This window comes from Methylobacterium sp. TK26, from assembly GCF_055361565.1.
Genome location: NZ_CM143965.1, coordinates 243,250 through 259,558 on the forward strand (window position 1 = coordinate 243,250; position 16,309 = coordinate 259,558).

The window sequence follows — 16,309 nt, forward strand, 5'->3', positions numbered from 1 at the left end:
CCGCTCAGCGCCCCGCGAGGAGCGGCGACCACGTCGGGTCGGAGGCGTAGGCCGGCGTCGGCACCGGCTGCTCGACCTTGCCAGTGATGTCGACCATGAACAGCTTGCCGCCGCCCTGGCCGCCGGGATCGCGGAAGAACACCACGTACTGGCCGTTGGGAGAGAAGGACGGGCTCTCGTTGTGGAAGCCCTCGGTGAGCACGCGCTCGCCGGTCCCGTCCGTCTTGGCGACGCAGATCGCGAAGCCGCCGTTGCGCTGGCGGGTGTAGGCGATCAGATCGCCGCGCGGCGACCACGCCGGCTGCGAGGCCGAGCCGGTGCCGAAGGTGATGCGGTGCGGGTTCGAGCCGTCCGCGCCCATCACGTAGACCTGCTGCGAGCCGCCGCGATCCGATTCGAACGCGATCTGGCTGCCGTCGGGGGAGTAGGTCGGCGAGGTGTCGATGGCGAGCCCGCTGGTGATGGGCTTCTGCGCCTTCGAGGCGAGGTCCATCGTCACGATGTCGGCGTTGCCTCCCGATTGCACGCTCATCACGAGGCGGCGGCCATCGGGGGAGAAGCGGGGGCTGGCGCTCATCGAGTCGACCGAGCCGAACGCCTGCCGGGAGCCGGTTTCGAGGTTGATCACCTGCACGCGCGGCTGGTGGCCGGCGGCCTGCGCCATGAAGGCGATCTCCTGCGTGCTCGGCGAGTAACGCGGGGCGACGATCGACATCTCACCCGAGGTGATGGCGCGGACGTTGGCGCCGTCCTGGTCCATCACCATCAGCCGCTTGCGGCGGTTCTCCTTCGGGCCGGTCTCGTCCACGAAGGCGATGCGGCTGTCGAACCACGGCCCGAGGCCGGTGATCTTGGTGTAGACCTGATCCGAGATCAGGTGCCCGGCCCGGCGGGCGTTGGCCGGATCGGTGGCGTATTGCTGGCCGATCATCTGCTGGCCGGAGCTCACGTCCCACAGGCGGAACTCGACCTTCAGACGCCCGCCGCCGTCGCGCACCACGCGGCCGGTCACGAGGCCCTGCACGCCGGTCGCGCGCCACTTCTCGAAGTTCGGGGCGGCGTCGAAGGGCGGGTTCTCCGGGAAGCGCCCCTTGTCGAGGGGGGCGAAGTAGCCGGAGCGGCGCAGGTTGTTCGTCACCACCCCGCTCAGCAGCCCGCCGAGGCTCGGGTCGCCGCCGAAATCGGCGACGGCGATGGGAAGGGGCTGGAAGCTGCCGCCGCCGATCCGCAATTGCAGCTGCGCCTGCGCCGGCCCGGCAAAGCCGAGCGCCAGGGCGATGAAGGCGAGGAATGCCAGGATGGGAGCGGGCCGCGAAGGGCCGTGCCGGCGAGTGAGGCTGTCGATCATCGTCTCGGTCGTGGTCAGACGGGGGAGGGGCAGCGACGGCGGGGGCCTCGGCGGTTACGTCGCCGTGAACTCGAACTCCGCGTTGATCGCCTTCCAGTCGTTGTAATACGGCGCGTAGGTCGCCGGTATGCGGTAGGGCGCACACCGCCTGACCGCCCGCAGCGCGGCCTGGGCGATGGATTGGTCCACCGCGCTGGCACCGCCGCGCATGATGCGCGGCTCGTTGCTGAGCGATCCGTCCGGATTCAGGCGGATGTCGAGCACCGGCAGCACCACGCCCTGGGCCGCGCCGGGCGGCGCCGAGTAGCACCGCTCGATCTGCTGCTGCAGCATGCCGACGAGGGCGTCGCGCAGCGACGGCGACAGGCGCTGCGCGTTCCCCGTGGCGGCGCCGAGGGCGGCGACCTTCTGCACGGCGTGGCCGGTGGAGCCGGTCGACTGCGACGGGGCCTTGGAATTGAGCACCGAGCGGATGTCGCCCGCGTTGAACTTGTCGGCCATTTCGGCCTGCTTGCGCGCCTTGGCCTCCGCGTCGGCCTTCGCCTTCGCATCCGCCATGGCCTTGGCCTTCGCCTTGGCGGCGGCATCGGCCCGGGCCTTCTCGGCCGCGTCCGCCTTGGCCTTCGCCTCGGCGGCGGCTTCCGCCTTCTCGCGCTCCGCCTCGGCCTTGGCCTCGGCGATTTCCTTCTGGCGCTCGGCCTCCGCTTCAGCCTTGGCCTTCGCTTCGGCGACCTTCTTCGCCGCTTCCCTCGCGGCGTCCGCCTTCGCCTTGGCCTCGGCGGCCTTCTTGGCGGCGTCGGCCTTGGCCTGGGCGGCGGCTTCCGCCTCCTGGCGCTCGATCAGCTTGTCGAGTTGCTCGCGCTTCTCGGCTTCCGCCTCGGCCTTGGCCTTCGCCTCGGCGGCCTTGGCTTCGGCCTTCGCCTTGCTCTCGGCGGCGGCCTTGGCGGCGGCGGCCTTCTCGGCGGCAGCGGCCTTGTCTGCTGCAGCCTTGTCGGCGGCGGCTTTGGCGGCCTTATCGGCCTCGCGCTTCTCCTCGGCGGCCTTCGCCGCCTTGGCGGCTTCGGCCTCGTTCACGTCCGGCTCGGCGCGCAGGGGCATCTCGTCCGCGTTGGCGAGCTTCATCTCGGCCGTGCGCTTCGGCGCCGTGGGGGCGTCGGTCTTCGAGTTCTCGGGTTCGCGCTCTTCGATCTTCTCGGCCTGCTTGTCCGCGCGGCTCTGCGCGTTCGGCATCGGCTTGTCGGCCTGACGCTCGCCCTTGGTCAGTTCGGAGAGCTGGTTCTCGGTGATGATCTCGACGGGCACGCCCTCCTGCGCCTCGGGCAGGGCAGGGGCGGAGACGCCGAGCAGCACGAAGCCGAGCAGCGCCACATGAGTGCCGGCCGAGATCCAGACGCCGGGTTCCCGGCGGTCCAACTTGGGCAGGGAGATCGCCAAGGCAGCGCGTCCCCTAGTGCTCTGGCTCGGTGACGAGGGCGACGTGCCGGAAGCCCCCGCCCGTCACGATGGCCATGACCTGGGCGACGCGACCGTAATCGACACGCTTGTCGCCGCGCACGAACACCCGGTCCTCGGTGCCGTTCTTGGCGGCGGCCGTGAGCTTGGCGACGATGCTGTCGTCGGTCAGTTCGTCCTCGCCGAGGAAGATCTGGCCGGTCTGCCGGATGGAGAGGGTGATCGGCTTCACGTCCGAATTGAGGGGCGAGGCCTTCGACTGCGGCAGGTCGAGGGGCACGCCGACCGTCATCATCGGCGCCGCCACCATGAAGATGATGAGCAGAACCAGCACGACGTCGATGAACGGCGTCATGTTGATCTCGTTGATGGCGCCGCTGCGGCGACCGCGCCGGCGCCGCCGCTTCGTCCCGCCCTGTCCAGCCCCTGCCGCCATGGCCATCGGTCTGTCTCCTCAGGCGGCCAGCGACAGGCGTTCGTCGATCTGCCGGGACAGGATCGCCGAGAATTCGTCCGCGAAGCCTTCCAGGCGCGACTGCGCCTTGGCGACTTCGGCCTGGAGCTTGTTGTAGGCGAGCACCGCCGGAATGGCGGCGAACAGGCCGATGGCGGTGGCGAACAGCGCCTCCGCGATGCCCGGCGCCACGACGGCGAGGGAGGTGTTCTTGGAGGCCGCGATCGAGGTGAAGGCGGTCATGATGCCCCACACCGTGCCGAACAGGCCGATATACGGACCGGCCGAGCCGATGGAGGCGAGGAACAGCAGGCGCGATTCGAGCCGTTCGACCTCGCGGTGGATGGTGACGTCGAGCTGCTTCTCGATGCGCTGGGAGAGCGACTGGACCTGACGGCCCGAGCCCTCGAAGGAGCGCTTCCACTCGCGCATCGCGGCGACGAAGACGGCGGCGAGGCCGGTGGCCGGGCGGTCGTTGAAGGAGCGGAACAGCTCCTCCAGGGAGCGGCCGGACCAGAACGCGTCCTCGAAGGCGTCCATCTCGCTGCGGATGCGGCGGAACAGGAGTGTCTTGTCGACGATGATCGACCAGCACCACACCGACGCGCTGAGCAGACCGATCATCACGATCTTCACGACGAAATGGGCTTGGAGGAACAAGCCGAGCAGGCTCATGTCGGCCACGGGGGCAGCGGCCTGCATCGCGTCGGCTGGGTTCATCCGTCGAAGTCTCCTGCTCCGAGCCGGCGCGGCGGCATGAGCGCCGCGAGTGCCGGAAATTCGAGCGATATCAATGCTATCGCCCGCGAATCTGTCGAAAGTAAGGGCCGGGCCCTTCCGCGGTCATTCGTGTGTCCGCAGGATTTTAAGAGCCGGGCAAGGTTAAGAATCGGTTGAGAACCCGGCGAACTTGAGGCGTTTCCACTTTCGCGAGTGCTGGACCGGGGCGGGCTCCCTTCCATATCCTGGCCGCATCGACCCTCGCCGCAGGATCCCGCCGTGACCATACCCATGCCGAGCCTGCCCGATCTGTTGCGCAGCCAAGGCGGCCGCCTCCTCGGGTGGTCCTGCCTCGCGGATGTCGCCCTGGCGGGGCTGATGGCGCGGGCGGGCTTCGACGTGGTGCTCCTCGACCAGCAGCACGGCACCTACGACGTCGCCACCTGCACCGCCGGGCTGACGGAGCTGGCGCTGTGGGGCAAGCCCGGCCTCGTGCGCATCGCGGTCGGCGATTTCGCCATGGCCTCGAAGATGCTCGACGTGGGCGCGGCCGGCATCGTCGCGCCGATGATCAACACGGTGGAGGATGCGCGCGCCTTGGCCGCCGCGACGAAGTTTCCGCCCACCGGCCAGCGCAGCTGGGGGCCGGACCGGTCGATGTGGTTCACCGGCCTCACGGACCCGCAGGATTACCTGACGCAGGCCAGCGCCCGCACGATGACCATTGCCATGTGCGAGACCCGCGAGGCCATCGCGAACCTGCCGGAGATCCTCCGGGTGCCGGGCATCGACGGCATCCTCGTCGGCCCCGGCGACCTGTCCATCGCCCTGTCGAACGGTGCCGCCTTCGATCCGAACGGAAGCGCCGTGACGGAGGCCCTGCGGGAGATCGTCCGCGTCACCCTCGCGGCGGGCAAGATCCCCTGCGCCTTCGCCGCAGGCCCGGCCCGCGCCCGCGAGATGCTGGCGATGGGCTTCAAGCTCGCCTCCATCGGCTACGACGGGCTGCTCGTGGCCGAGGCGTTCACGCGGGCCCTGGCCGAGGCGCGCGGCGGCGATCCGGTGGGATAGGCTGGCCCTGACGGGTACGGACCTGTAAGCCCGCAGCGCCGGAAGGCTCGGGAGAGCGAGAGGGTACGCCGATGCCGACAGCTTTCATCTACGACCATGTCCGCACGCCCCGTGGGCGCGGCAAGGCGGACGGCGCCCTCCACGAGGTGACGGCCCTGCGGCTCGCCGAGACGGCGCTCCGCGCCCTGAAGGAGCGCAACGGCCTCGATACGCGGCTGGTGGACGACGTGATCCTCGGTTGCGTCGATCCGGTCGGCGAGGCGGGGGGCGACATCGCCCGCGCCGCCGCACTGGTGGCCGATTACGGGGTCCACGTCCCCGGCATGCAGATCAACCGGTTCTGCGCCTCCGGCCTCGACGCGGTGAACGTCGCCGCCGGGCAGGTCATGTCGGGCCAGCACGTGATGGCGGTCGGCGGCGGCGTCGAGTCCATGAGCCGCATCGGCATCGGCGCGTCCGGCGGCGCCTGGCCGGTGGACCCGGCCATCGCCGTGAAATCCTACTTCATGCCGCAGGGCATCTCGGCCGACCTCATCGCCACCAAGTACGGCTTCAGCCGCGAGGAATGCGACGCCTACGCCGTGCGCTCACAGGCGCTGGCCGCGCGATCTTGGGAGCAGGGGCTGTTCGACCGCTCCGTCGTGCCGGTGCGCGACGTGAACGGCATCACCCTCCTCGACCGGGACGAGCACATGCGCCCCGGCACGGACATGCAGTCGCTCGGCGCCCTCAAGCCCTCCTTCGTGCAGATGGGTCAGATGGGCGGGTTCGATGCGGTGGCCACCGACGCCCACCCGGACGTCGAGTTCGTGAACCACGTCCACCATGCCGGCAATTCGTCGGGCATCGTGGACGGGGCGGCGGCCGTGCTGATCGGCTCGCAGGAGGCCGGCGAGGCGGCAGGCCTGCGGCCCCGCGCGCGCATCCGCGCCTTCGCCAATATCGGCTCGGACCCGGCGCTCATGCTGACCGGGCCGGTCGATGTCACCGAGAAGGTGCTCTACAGGGCCGGCCTGACCCTCGACGACATCGACCTGATCGAGGTGAACGAGGCCTTCGCCGCCGTGGTGCTGCGCTTCTGTCAGGCGTTCGACCTCGACCCCGACGCGGTGAACGTCAACGGCGGCGCCATCGCCCTCGGCCACCCGCTCGGTGCGACGGGCGCGATGATCCTCGGCACCGCCCTCGACGAGTTGGAGCGCACCGGCAAGGAGCGCGCGCTCATCACCCTGTGCATCGGCGCGGGCATGGGCACCGCCACGATCATCGAGCGCGTCTGAACGCAGCAGGACAAGGACTTGCGGCGGCTCCGTTTTCGACCGAAACGGGCGCCGTGCCACGGCGGCCGGCTCGACGGCCCGCCGGGAACCGACATCAAAACGGGAGGAACGACCTTGAACCGCCTTATCGCCACCCTCTGCCTCGGCGTCGCGCTCTCCGCGCCGCTCGCCGCCCGCGCCGACGACCAGAGCGACCGGGTCGCGGAGGCGACGAAGCTCGTCAACAAGACCCTCATCAAGAACCTGCAGACCGGCTTCAACGTCGCGCTCGAGAAGACCACGGCGGCAATGCCGGAAGCCCGCGCCGAATCCGTTCGCAAGGAGCTGAACGCTGAGTTCGAGAAGCAGCGCGCCCTGATGGTCGAGGGGCTGTCGAAGGAATATGCCCAGAAGTTCAGCCTCACTGAGCTGAAGCATCTCGATGAGATCTACACCGATCCGGTCTACGAGAAGTTCCAGACCATGAACGCCGACCCGAATTCCTCGGTGACGGCGATCTCGCAGAACTCTGTCACCAAGCTCCTGAACATGCTGGCCGTGGCCTCGGCGACCGACAACCAGACGCCCGGCACGCCGCCCGTGCCGATGCCGGCTCCGACGCCCGCGCCCAAATAAGACCAGCCCGGGCCATGGCGACCGGGCGGGCTCCGGCGTACCGTCACGCGGCCTGCGCGGCGGATTCCGGCGCCATGCCCGGCACCACGGGCAGCGCCTCGATGAGGGGACGGGCGAAATGGTAGCCCTGGACCAGATCGATGCCGAGCGATCGCACCGCGTCGAGTTCGGCGGTGGTCTCGATGCCCTCCGCGAGGATTTCGACCCCGAGCGCGCGGCCGATCCCCACGATGCCCTGGACGATGCTGCGGCGGCGGTCATCGCCGTCGAGGCCGCGCAGGACGTCCATGTCGATCTTGATGAGGTCCGGCTGGAAATTCGCCAGCAGGCTCAGGCCCGCGAAGCCCGCGCCGAAATCGTCCAGGGCCGTCATGAAGCCCTGCTTCCGGTAAGCCGCGACGATGCGCTGCAAGTGGTCGATGTCCCGGAACCGCTCGTTCTCGGTGAACTCGAACATGATCCGGCGGTACGAGAAGCCGACCCGCTTCGCCGCCTCGAGGGACGCCCGGATACAGGCATTCGGTTCGTAGACCGCGTTCGGCATGAAGTTGATGGACAGGCGCACATCCTCGTCCACCGGGAAGAGCGAACCGGCCAATTCGATGGCCTTCACCCGCGCCGCCTGATCGAAACGATAGCGGGTCTCGTCGTTCACCTGCGAGAGGATCGCGCCGGCCGGCTCGCCCTGTGTGCCACGCACCAGCGCCTCGTAGCCCCAGATCCGCGCGGTCGAGAGGTCGAGGATCGGCTGGAAGGCCATGGTGAAGGCGAAGGGGAGGGCGGCGCCGTCCCGACAGGCGGCGCAACCTTGAGTCGATTTCATGCTCGGATCCTGAATCTGCCCCCAGCGCGCGCCACAATGCGCGGGAAACTCTCACCAGTCGATTAAGACCGGTCGCCATGTATTCGATTTGCGATACTGTCGCGGGAGCGCAAAAATGAACCTAGATTACTTCCGTTTCGAAGCAGATGCCGACGGGATCGCGCTCGCAACCTGGGACATGCCGGGCCGTTCGATGAACGTCATCACCGAGGCGGTGATGGAGGAATTGTCGGCGATTGTGGAGACGGTCGCCGCAGACCCGGCGATCAAGGGCTGCGTGATCGCCACCGGCAAGGAGAACTTTTCCGGCGGCGCCGATCTCACCATGCTTCAGGGCCTGCGCGCAGCCTACGAGAAGTTGCGCGCCGAGGAGGGCGAGGAGGCCGCCATGCGCCGCTTCTTCGAGGAATCGCGCCGGCTGACCCTGCTGTTCCGGCGGCTGGAGACCTGCGGCAAGCCCTTCGCGGCGGCGATCCACGGGCTCTGCCTCGGCGGAGCCTTCGAACTGTCGCTCGCCTGCCACTACCGGATCGCGTCGGACGCGCCCCATACCCGCGTCGGCCTGCCGGAGATCAAGGTCGGGCTGTTTCCCGGCGGCGGCGGCACGCAGCGGGTGGCGCGTCTGATGCAGACCGGCGACGCCCTGCAGATGCTGTTCAAGGGCGAGCAGATCCGCGCGCCGATGGCGAAGGGCATGGGCCTCATCCACGCCGTCGCCCCGGTGGCCGACATCGTGGCGCAGGCCAAGGCCTGGATCCGCGACGGTGGTTCGGCGGTGGCGCCCTGGGACGCGCCGAAGTTCAAGGCACCCTCCGGCAAGGTCTATTCGCCGGCCGGCATGCAGGTCTGGCCCGCCGCCAACGCGATCTACCGCCGTGAGACCCACGACAACTACCCCGCCGCGAAGGCCATCCTGAACTCGGTCTACGAGGGGCTTCAGCTGCCGATGGACCTCGCCCTCAAGGTCGAGAGCCGCTACTTCGCGCATATCCTCCGCACCAAGGAGGCGGCGGCGATGATCCGCACCCTGTTCCTCTCCATGGGTGAATTGAACAAGGGCGCCCGCCGCCCGAAGGACGTTCCGCCCGCGAGCCTGCGCAAGGTCGGGGTGGTCGGCGCGGGCTTCATGGGCGCTGGCGTCGCCTACGTCACCGCGCAGGCCGGGTTCGACACCGTGCTGATCGACCGGAGCATCGAGGCGGCCGAGAAGGGCAAGGCGCATGCCCACGCCCTCATCACCGGCCAGATCAACAAGGGCCGCGCCAAGACCGCCGACCGCGACGCCCTGCTCGCGCGCATCACCGCCACGGCGGATTACACCGCGCTCGAAGGCTGCGACCTCGTGATCGAGGCGGTGTTCGAGGATCCGGCGATCAAGGCCGACGTGATCGGGAAGATCGAGGCCGTGATCGGGCCGGATACGGTCTTCGCGTCCAACACCTCGACCCTGCCGATCACCGGGCTCGCCCGCCATTCCCGGCGGCCGGAGCTGTTCGTCGGCATCCATTTCTTCTCGCCCGTCGAGAAGATGATGCTGGTCGAGATCATCAAGAGCGGCGCCACGGGCGACAGGGCCGTGGCGGTGGCCCTCGATTACGTCCGCGCGATCAAGAAGACGCCCATCGTCGTGAACGATTCGCGCGGCTTCTTCGCCAACCGCTGCGTCGGCGCCTACATCCTCGAAGGCCACAAGATGCTGGCCGAGGGCGTGCCGCCGGCCATGATCGAAAGCGCCGGGCGGCAGGCGGGCATGCCGGTGGGCCCGCTCTCCCTCAACGACGAAGTCGCCCTCGACCTGATCCTGAAGATCACCCGGGCCACCGAGGCGCAGGTCGGACCGGATGCGGTCGATCCGGCGCAAAGGGAGATCCTGACCCGGATGGTGGAGGGGGAGGGCCGGCTCGGCCGCAAGAACCGCAAGGGCTTCTACGATTACCCGGAGGGGGCGCCGAAGCGCCTGTGGCCGGGCCTCACCGATCTTCAGCCGCAGAGGCTCGACCCGGAGCAGGTCGATTTTACGGAGCTGAAGAACCGCCTGCTGGTGGTCCAGGCGCTGGAAGCCGCCCGCACGGTGGGGGAGGGCGTCGTGACCGACCCGCGCGAGGCCGATGTCGGCTCGATCCTCGGATTCGGCTTCGCCCCCTTCACGGGCGGCGTGCTCTCCTACATCGACTTCATGGGCGTGCCGGCCTTCGTCGCCCTGGCGAGGGATCTGGAATCGCGCCACGGCCCGCGCTTCGCCGTGCCCGACAGCCTTGCCGCCATGGCCGAGCGGGACGGCACCTTCTACGGCGAAGCCAGGAAGGCGGCCTGACGCCTCACGCCGCGCCGGCCAGCCGCGACGCGAGGGTCGCGAGGTCGGCGTGGTTGTCGGACAGCAGGTCGGTGATGTCGCCGGCCTGCAGCGCCTTCACATGCCGGCACCGCTGGCCGAAGCGCCCCGCCGTGCAGGTACAGCGCAGGACGGCGCCGCTGCGGCGCTCCTCCAGGGTGACGGTGTAGCGGTTCCCCGTGGAGCCACGCACAAGGAAGCTCAGGGAGGCCGAAGCCGGCGGCGGGACGGCCGGCATCGCCCGCCCGCTGATCGGTCCCCGGCCCGGCACGAAGCGCGCCGATTCTCCCGGCACCGCCGTCACCGGCACGCCGATGGCGGCGGCGAGGCCGTGCACGTCCCCGGCCGAGGTCTCCTCCATGGCGGCGAGCGCGATGCGGGCGCAGGCATAGGCATCCTCGCCGGCATCGTGGTGTTCGAAGGTGATGCCGAGCCGCCGGGCGACCTTGCCGAGGCCGCAGCCCTCCGGCGCCGGGAACACCCGCCGCGCCACCTGCACCGTGCAGAGATAGGCGAGATCGGGCACGGGCAGGCCCGCCCGTCCGAGCCCGGCGCGCAGCACCCCGATGTCGAAGGTGGCGTTGTGGGCGAGGATGACCCCGCCCGTGAGGTCCGGCAGGAACGGCGCCATCACGTCCGCGAAGCTCGGCCGGTTCGCCACGTCGGCGGGCAGGATGCCGTGGACGCGGATGTTGCCGGGGGAGAAGCGCATCTCCGGCGGGCGGATGAGGTGGCTCTCCCGGCGGACGATCCGGCCGCCGTCGATCCAGGCGAGCCCGACCGCGCAGGCGCTGTCGCGCCGCTCGTTGGCCGTCTCGAAATCGAGGGCGAGGGTGATCATGCCGCCAGGCCCCGCCTTACGCCTGCGCCACCATCGCCAGCCAATCGGCCTCGCTGACGACCTTCACCTTGTGCTTCTCGGCCTCCTTCAGCTTTGACCCCGCGCCGGGCCCGGCCACGACCAGATCCGTCTTGGCCGAGACCGACCCCGACACCTTGGCCCCGAGCCGCTCGGCGATGGCCTTGGCTTCGTTGCGGGTCATCTGTTCCAGGCTGCCGGTGAACACCACGGTCTTGCCCGCGAAGGCGCTCGCCGTACCGGCGCGCTCCATCGGCTCGGTGCGAACCTCCTTCAGAAGCTCCCGTACCGCTGAGGCGTTGTGCGGCTCGGCGAAGAACTGGATCAGCGCGTCGGTCGCCACGGGGCCGACCTCGCCGTCGTCTGCGAAGGCGCGGTAGGCATCCCCCGGCCGCTGGCCCGCCGCCCGCTCCAGGGCGGCGCGGGCCGCGTCGAGGTCGCCGTAATGGGCGATGAGGCTTTCGCGCTGGCTCGATGTCAGCCGCACCCGCTCACCGGGCGCCGGCTCGGCCCCCTCAGCGGGAAGCCCCGCCTCCATCAGCCGGTCGCGGGTGGTGGGGCCGATGCGCGGCACCGAGGTGAATTCGATCCAGTCCGGCCCGCCCTGCGCCTCGGCCGCAGCCTCGATCCCCGCGATCAGCGCGTCCATATCCTCAAAGCGCTTGGCGAGCGCCTTCGCGGTGGCCTCGCCGATCTGCGGGATGCCGAGGGCGAAGACGAAGCGGTTGAGGGGCAGCGACCGGCGCGCCTCGACCCCGGCGAGCAGGTTCTTGATCGCCTTGTCCTCGTCGTCGCCCTTCTTCTTGGCCGCCTTCTTCGCCGGCTCGGCCCCGGCCCGCCGCTCGGCCGCCAGTGCCTCGCGCCGCGCCTCCACGGCCGCCTTCAGCTTGTCGAAATCCAGCCGGAACAGGTCGGCCGGCTGGTGCACGAGCCCCGCCTCGAACAGCACCTCGATATAGGTCTCGCCGAAGCCCTCGATGTCGAAGCCGTTGCGCGAGACGAAGTGCTTCAACCGCTCGACGCCCTGCGCGGGGCAGATCAACCCGCCGGTGCAGCGGCGCACCGCGTCGAGCTTGCCCGTGCGCGGGTTCACCGCCCGCACCGCACGGCTGCCGCAGGCGGGGCAATGGTCGGGAAATTCGAAGAGCTTCGAATCCGCCGGGCGCTTGGCGAGGTCGACGTCCATCACCTTGGGGATGACGTCGCCCGCGCGGACCACCGTCACCGTGTCGCCGACGCGGATGTCGCGGCCCTCGCGGATCGGCTCGCCATCGGCCCCGACGCCCTTCACGTAGCCCTCGTTGTGGAGCGTGGCGTTCGACACCACCACACCGCCCACCGTCACCGGCCGCAGCTTCGCCAGCGGGTTGAGGGAGCCGGTGCGACCGACATTGATGACGATGTCCTCCAGTACGGTCGTCGCCTCCTCGGCGGCGAACTTGTGGGCCAGCGCCCAGCGCGGCGAGCGCGAGACGAAGCCGAGGCGCTTCTGCAGGGCGATGTCGTCCACCTTGTAGACGACGCCGTCGATGTCGTAGCCGAGGTCGGCGCGCTCGGCCGCAATGCCCCGGTAATGGGCGAGCATGCCCTCCGTGTCGGTGAAGGTCCGGGTGCGCGGGTTCACCGGCAGGCCCCAGGCCGTGAATCGTTCCAGCACACCGCTCTGCGTGTCAGCCAGCGATTCGGAGACATCGCCCCAGGCATAGGCGAAGAAGCGCAGGGGCCGCGAGGCGGTGACCGCCGGATCGAGCTGGCGCAGCGACCCCGCCGCCGCATTGCGCGGGTTGGCGAAGAGGGGCTTGCCGGCCGCCTCCTGGCGGGCGTTGATGGCGGCGAAATCCGCGTGCGATAGGTAGACCTCGCCCCGCACCTCGCAGACCTCCGGCCACCCACTGCCCTTCAGTTTCCGGGGGATGTCGTTCACGGTGAGCGCGTTGGCGGTGACGTTCTCGCCGACCTCGCCGTCACCCCGCGTTGCCGCCGTGACGAGGGTGCCCTTCTCGTAGCGGAGGGAGAGAGACAGGCCGTCGATTTTCGGCTCGGCGGTGAAGGCCAGGGGCTTGTCCTCTGGCCAGTTCAGGAAGCGACGCACGCGGGCGACGAACTCCGCGACCTCCTCGTCGGCAAAGGCATTGCCGAGGGAGAGCATCGGCACCGCGTGCCTCACCTTGGCGAATTTTTCGGAGGGCTTGGCCCCGACCGCGACGCTGGCCGCGCCTGTTCCCGCGAGTTCGGGGAAGGCGGCCTCGATGGTTTCCAACCGGCGGCGCAGCCGGTCGTAATCCGCGTCCGAGATTTCCGGCGCATCCTCCTGGTGATAGAGGCGGTCGGCCTCGGCGATGCGCTCCGAGAGGTCGGCGTGCTCCGCACGGGCCTCTTCGGCGGTCATGGAGGCGGATTGGGTCTGCGCGGCGGCCATGCCGGGCTTCTAGCGCATCATGGCGCGTGAGGAGAGGGGCGGATGCGGTGATCGCCGACGTCGTCATCGCCGCGCTGGCCCTCGATCCGGCCCGGATCGCCCGCTGCGCCGCGCTGCTGAGCGCGGAGGAGACGGCCCGCGCGGATCGCTTCCTGCGCGAGGCCGACCGGGACCGCTACATCGCCAGCCACGCCGCCCTGCGCGTGGTGATCGGCCGGGAATGCGGCCTGCCGCCCGAACGCCTGCGCCTTGCCACCGAACCCACCGGACGCCCCTTCCTTGCGGAGCCGGCCGGGACGGACCTCGACGTCAACCTCTCGCATTCGGGCGACATCGCGCTGATCGGTCTGGTCCGGAATGCGAGGATCGGCGTCGATGTCGAGATCCGCCGGCCCCTGCCGGATGCCCTACGCATCGCCCGCAGCCATTTCGCCCGCGACGAGACGACGGCGCTCGACGCCCTTCCGCCGAACCAGCGAGAATGCGCCTTCTTCGGCCTGTGGACGCGCAAGGAGGCGGTGGTGAAGGCCCTGGGCGCGGGCCTGTCCCAGCCGCTGGCGGGCTTCTCCGTTACCGTTCCTCCAGACCCGGCGCGGCTGCTGCGGATCGCCGGGGGGACTGGCCCCTGGACCCTCGCCGCCCTCGATCCCGGCCCCGGCGCCTGCGCCACCGTCGCGGTGACGGCGGCGGGGGTCTCGCTCCGCCAGAGCGACCTTCCCGCGACCTTCGCGGACAAGTTCGATGCGAAATGATGGCGGAGGCGCTTGCGGCCTGGGGAGGCCGCAGCTATAAGCCGCCTCGCCGGTCGCGCTTCGCAGCCCGCCGGCCTTCGGAGTGTAGCGCAGTCTGGTAGCGCACCACGTTCGGGACGTGGGGGTCGCAGGTTCAAATCCTGCCACTCCGACCAATCTTTCCCGAGACTTAGACCCTAGTCTGCGTAGCATCGAGATCGTACCGGGACGTTTACCGGGACGATAACGGTCAATTTCCGCAACGCACAATGGGTCTGAGAGTGCGATTGTCCGATCGTTCCGGCTACGCCGAACTGACCAAATCACACTCCCTCGCCGCCCAGGACGCTGCCGAAGCTCTCATCGCGCTTGGCTGGCCGATCCAGCCGCACGGGCCAGACATGGATCACTGGCGGATCGGCGGTCTCATCCTGACGGACGATGAACTGATCGGCTTGGCGACGCGGCGTGGCATCCGGCCGGCGAGCGAGCGGGTGCAATAGGCCAAGGCGAAAGAGCCGCCCCAGACCATCGGCGACATGCTCCTGAAGGCCATTGTCACGGACAATTAGATCGCGGCGGCTGTCGAGGCCTACATGGCCGAGCCGTTCGAGTTCGCCAGCGGATACACATTTGACAGTGCCACAGCATTCAAGCGACTTTAGCCAAGTACCGGCGGCACACTGCATTCGCGCAACATTAGTTGATTTTTTACTATAATTCTATAGTTCGTCATTTTTTAGGGATTGAGTTCACGACGCAAGTATACGAGGGTTTTCGACATACTCGCTTTGGGTCGAATCCACTCTCGTCGTTTGCTATGCCAGAGGCAAAACATGGCTGACTATAATACATTTGGCTTCAAGTATGGAAGCAACACCAATGCTGGCTTCGCTGGAGGAACATTAACGTGGGCTATTGATGCCACCGTACCTTCATTCTTTACGTCCGTTCTTGCATCGGCTTTTGCAGACTGGACCAATCATGCTAATATTCAATTTCTACAAGTTGGCTCCACAACTGGTGCTACTATCAAATTTACAATGTCATCTGTCGATGGCCTGTACAACACCCTAGGTACAGGAGGGTCATCATATTTTTACACAAGCAGCGGGCTCAATAAAGCATCTACTGGACAAGTTAATTTTGACCGGGACGAAAATTGGCACGTGTCCGGTAATAAAGTTATGTCTGACAGTAATATAAATCTATTTAACGTCGCGCTCCACGAAATTGGTCACGTCATTGGGTTGAATCATTACGATACAGGCCCTGCTATTATGAATGCAGTTTTAAATCAAAGCCTTACTGATTTAACACAATCCGATATTGATGGTATTCAATACCTATATGGCCCATCGGCCGTGTCGGGCCCCTGGACTTCACTTGTGATCCAAAATTTTTATAGCTCACACTACAAGGATGTAGCGAAGACTGGTATCGACTTTGCTACGCATTACAATGCGTCCGGTTGGCACGAAGGAAGAAATCCAGACGCGTATTTCTCGACGAATGGATATCTAGCAGCAAACACTGATGTAGCGCGCGCTGGCATCAATCCGCTCGCACACTACGACTCGAATGGCTGGAAGGAAGGCCGCGATCCCTCAGCCGCCTTCGACAACGAGCTATACTTGGCGCACAACGCCGACGTGAAGGCCGCTGGCATCGACCCCCTTGCCCATTTCCTTCAGTCCGGTCAGGCCGAGGGTCGGCAGGCCTAGGCCGCCATCGGCAAGTCCGCCGACTTCACCCACGGTTCCTTCGACGCCGAGTACTACCTCCTCGCCAACGCAGACGTCGCCAAGGCTGCGTTGGCCTCGGGCGGCGACACCTTCGCATTCGCCTTCCAACACTACCAATCATATGGCGCCCAGGAAGGCCGCAAAGCCGACGCCTTCTTCGACACGGCATACTACCTTGCCCATAACCCGGACGTCGCGGCAGCTCACATCAACCCGTTGACCCATTACGACCAGTACGGTTGGCAGGAGGGACGCGCCGCCTCGGCCGACTTCGACACCAAAGCCTATCTCGCTGCCAATCCCGAGGTCGCGGCAGCCCATATCGATCCATTGCTGCACTATCTGCAGTACGGAGCGCTCGAGGGTCGGCACCTGGCCTAACGGCCGTACCTTCTGCGGGGTAAGAGGTAATTGACGGGGCGCCGCGAGTAGATCGTAGCGCCCCTTTTGCTTCGCGAGC

Annotated in this window: 15 protein-coding genes and 1 tRNA gene; 9 read left to right on the forward strand and 7 right to left on the reverse strand. The window is 67.9% G+C overall.

Annotation, left to right across the window (positions count from 1 at the left end):
• Positions 1-4: 4 nt before the first annotated feature.
• The 4 genes from tolB to tolQ are packed head-to-tail and all read right to left on the reverse strand — an operon-like array spanning position 5 to position 3,974.
• Complete coding sequence (tolB, locus tag ACXJ1Y_RS01150) at positions 5-1,348, reverse strand: Tol-Pal system beta propeller repeat protein TolB (RefSeq protein WP_463848366.1); 1,344 nt, start codon at positions 1,346-1,348, stop codon at positions 5-7.
• A gap of 54 nt (positions 1,349-1,402) precedes the next feature.
• Entirely contained in the window at positions 1,403-2,782 is a 1,380-nt protein-coding gene (gene tolA / locus ACXJ1Y_RS01155; RefSeq protein WP_463848367.1) for a cell envelope integrity protein TolA, read from the reverse strand.
• A 13-nt stretch (positions 2,783-2,795) separates the two neighbouring features.
• On the reverse strand, positions 2,796-3,242 hold the full coding sequence (locus ACXJ1Y_RS01160; protein ID WP_243957292.1) for an ExbD/TolR family protein: 447 nt from the start codon (positions 3,240-3,242) through the stop codon (positions 2,796-2,798).
• Between the two features lie 12 nt (positions 3,243-3,254).
• Entirely contained in the window at positions 3,255-3,974 is a 720-nt protein-coding gene (gene tolQ, locus ACXJ1Y_RS01165; RefSeq protein ID WP_463848368.1) for a protein TolQ, read from the reverse strand.
• 279 nt (positions 3,975-4,253) lie between these two features.
• Between tolQ and ACXJ1Y_RS01170 the strand changes: the two genes are divergently transcribed.
• From ACXJ1Y_RS01170 to ACXJ1Y_RS01180, 3 genes are all read left to right on the forward strand, one after another.
• Positions 4,254-5,045: an HpcH/HpaI aldolase family protein gene (locus ACXJ1Y_RS01170; protein ID WP_463848369.1), complete on the forward strand. Its 792-nt coding sequence runs from the start codon at positions 4,254-4,256 to the stop codon at positions 5,043-5,045.
• A 71-nt stretch (positions 5,046-5,116) separates the two neighbouring features.
• The gene (locus ACXJ1Y_RS01175; protein ID WP_463848370.1) at positions 5,117-6,325 is read left to right on the forward strand and encodes an acetyl-CoA C-acetyltransferase; all 1,209 of its coding nucleotides are present in this window, start codon (positions 5,117-5,119) and stop codon (positions 6,323-6,325) included.
• 114 nt (positions 6,326-6,439) lie between these two features.
• A complete protein-coding gene (locus tag ACXJ1Y_RS01180) occupies positions 6,440-6,940 on the forward strand; it encodes a DUF2059 domain-containing protein (RefSeq protein ID WP_463848371.1) in 501 nt (166 codons plus the stop codon).
• Positions 6,941-6,983: 43 nt separating this feature from the next.
• Here ACXJ1Y_RS01180 and ACXJ1Y_RS01185 read toward each other — a convergent pair whose 3' ends face one another.
• Positions 6,984-7,763: an EAL domain-containing protein gene (locus ACXJ1Y_RS01185; RefSeq protein ID WP_463848372.1), complete on the reverse strand. Its 780-nt coding sequence runs from the start codon at positions 7,761-7,763 to the stop codon at positions 6,984-6,986.
• Between the two features lie 115 nt (positions 7,764-7,878).
• On the opposite strand from ACXJ1Y_RS01185, the gene ACXJ1Y_RS01190 reads away from it, so the two are divergent.
• Entirely contained in the window at positions 7,879-10,077 is a 2,199-nt protein-coding gene (locus ACXJ1Y_RS01190; RefSeq protein ID WP_463848373.1) for a 3-hydroxyacyl-CoA dehydrogenase NAD-binding domain-containing protein, read from the forward strand.
• Between the two features lie 4 nt (positions 10,078-10,081).
• Here ACXJ1Y_RS01190 and ACXJ1Y_RS01195 read toward each other — a convergent pair whose 3' ends face one another.
• Positions 10,082-10,936, reverse strand: coding sequence for a 3'-5' exonuclease (locus ACXJ1Y_RS01195; RefSeq protein ID WP_463848374.1), 855 nt, complete (start codon positions 10,934-10,936; stop codon positions 10,082-10,084).
• A gap of 16 nt (positions 10,937-10,952) precedes the next feature.
• Entirely contained in the window at positions 10,953-13,373 is a 2,421-nt protein-coding gene (ligA, locus tag ACXJ1Y_RS01200) for an NAD-dependent DNA ligase LigA (protein WP_463848375.1), read from the reverse strand.
• Between the two features lie 47 nt (positions 13,374-13,420).
• Here ligA and ACXJ1Y_RS01205 point away from each other — a divergent pair, with 47 nt between their 5' ends.
• From ACXJ1Y_RS01205 to ACXJ1Y_RS01225, 5 genes are all read left to right on the forward strand, one after another.
• A complete protein-coding gene (locus ACXJ1Y_RS01205) occupies positions 13,421-14,125 on the forward strand; it encodes a 4'-phosphopantetheinyl transferase family protein (protein WP_463848376.1) in 705 nt (234 codons plus the stop codon).
• Between the two features lie 78 nt (positions 14,126-14,203).
• Positions 14,204-14,280: transfer RNA gene (locus ACXJ1Y_RS01210), tRNA-Pro, on the forward strand.
• Positions 14,281-14,391: 111 nt separating this feature from the next.
• On the forward strand, positions 14,392-14,607 hold the full coding sequence (locus tag ACXJ1Y_RS01215) for a hypothetical protein (protein WP_463848377.1): 216 nt from the start codon (positions 14,392-14,394) through the stop codon (positions 14,605-14,607).
• A gap of 333 nt (positions 14,608-14,940) precedes the next feature.
• Positions 14,941-15,828, forward strand: coding sequence for a matrixin family metalloprotease (locus tag ACXJ1Y_RS01220; protein WP_463848378.1), 888 nt, complete (start codon positions 14,941-14,943; stop codon positions 15,826-15,828).
• Positions 15,829-15,918: 90 nt separating this feature from the next.
• Entirely contained in the window at positions 15,919-16,230 is a 312-nt protein-coding gene (locus tag ACXJ1Y_RS01225; protein ID WP_463848379.1) for a hypothetical protein, read from the forward strand.
• Positions 16,231-16,309: the final 79 nt, after the last annotated feature.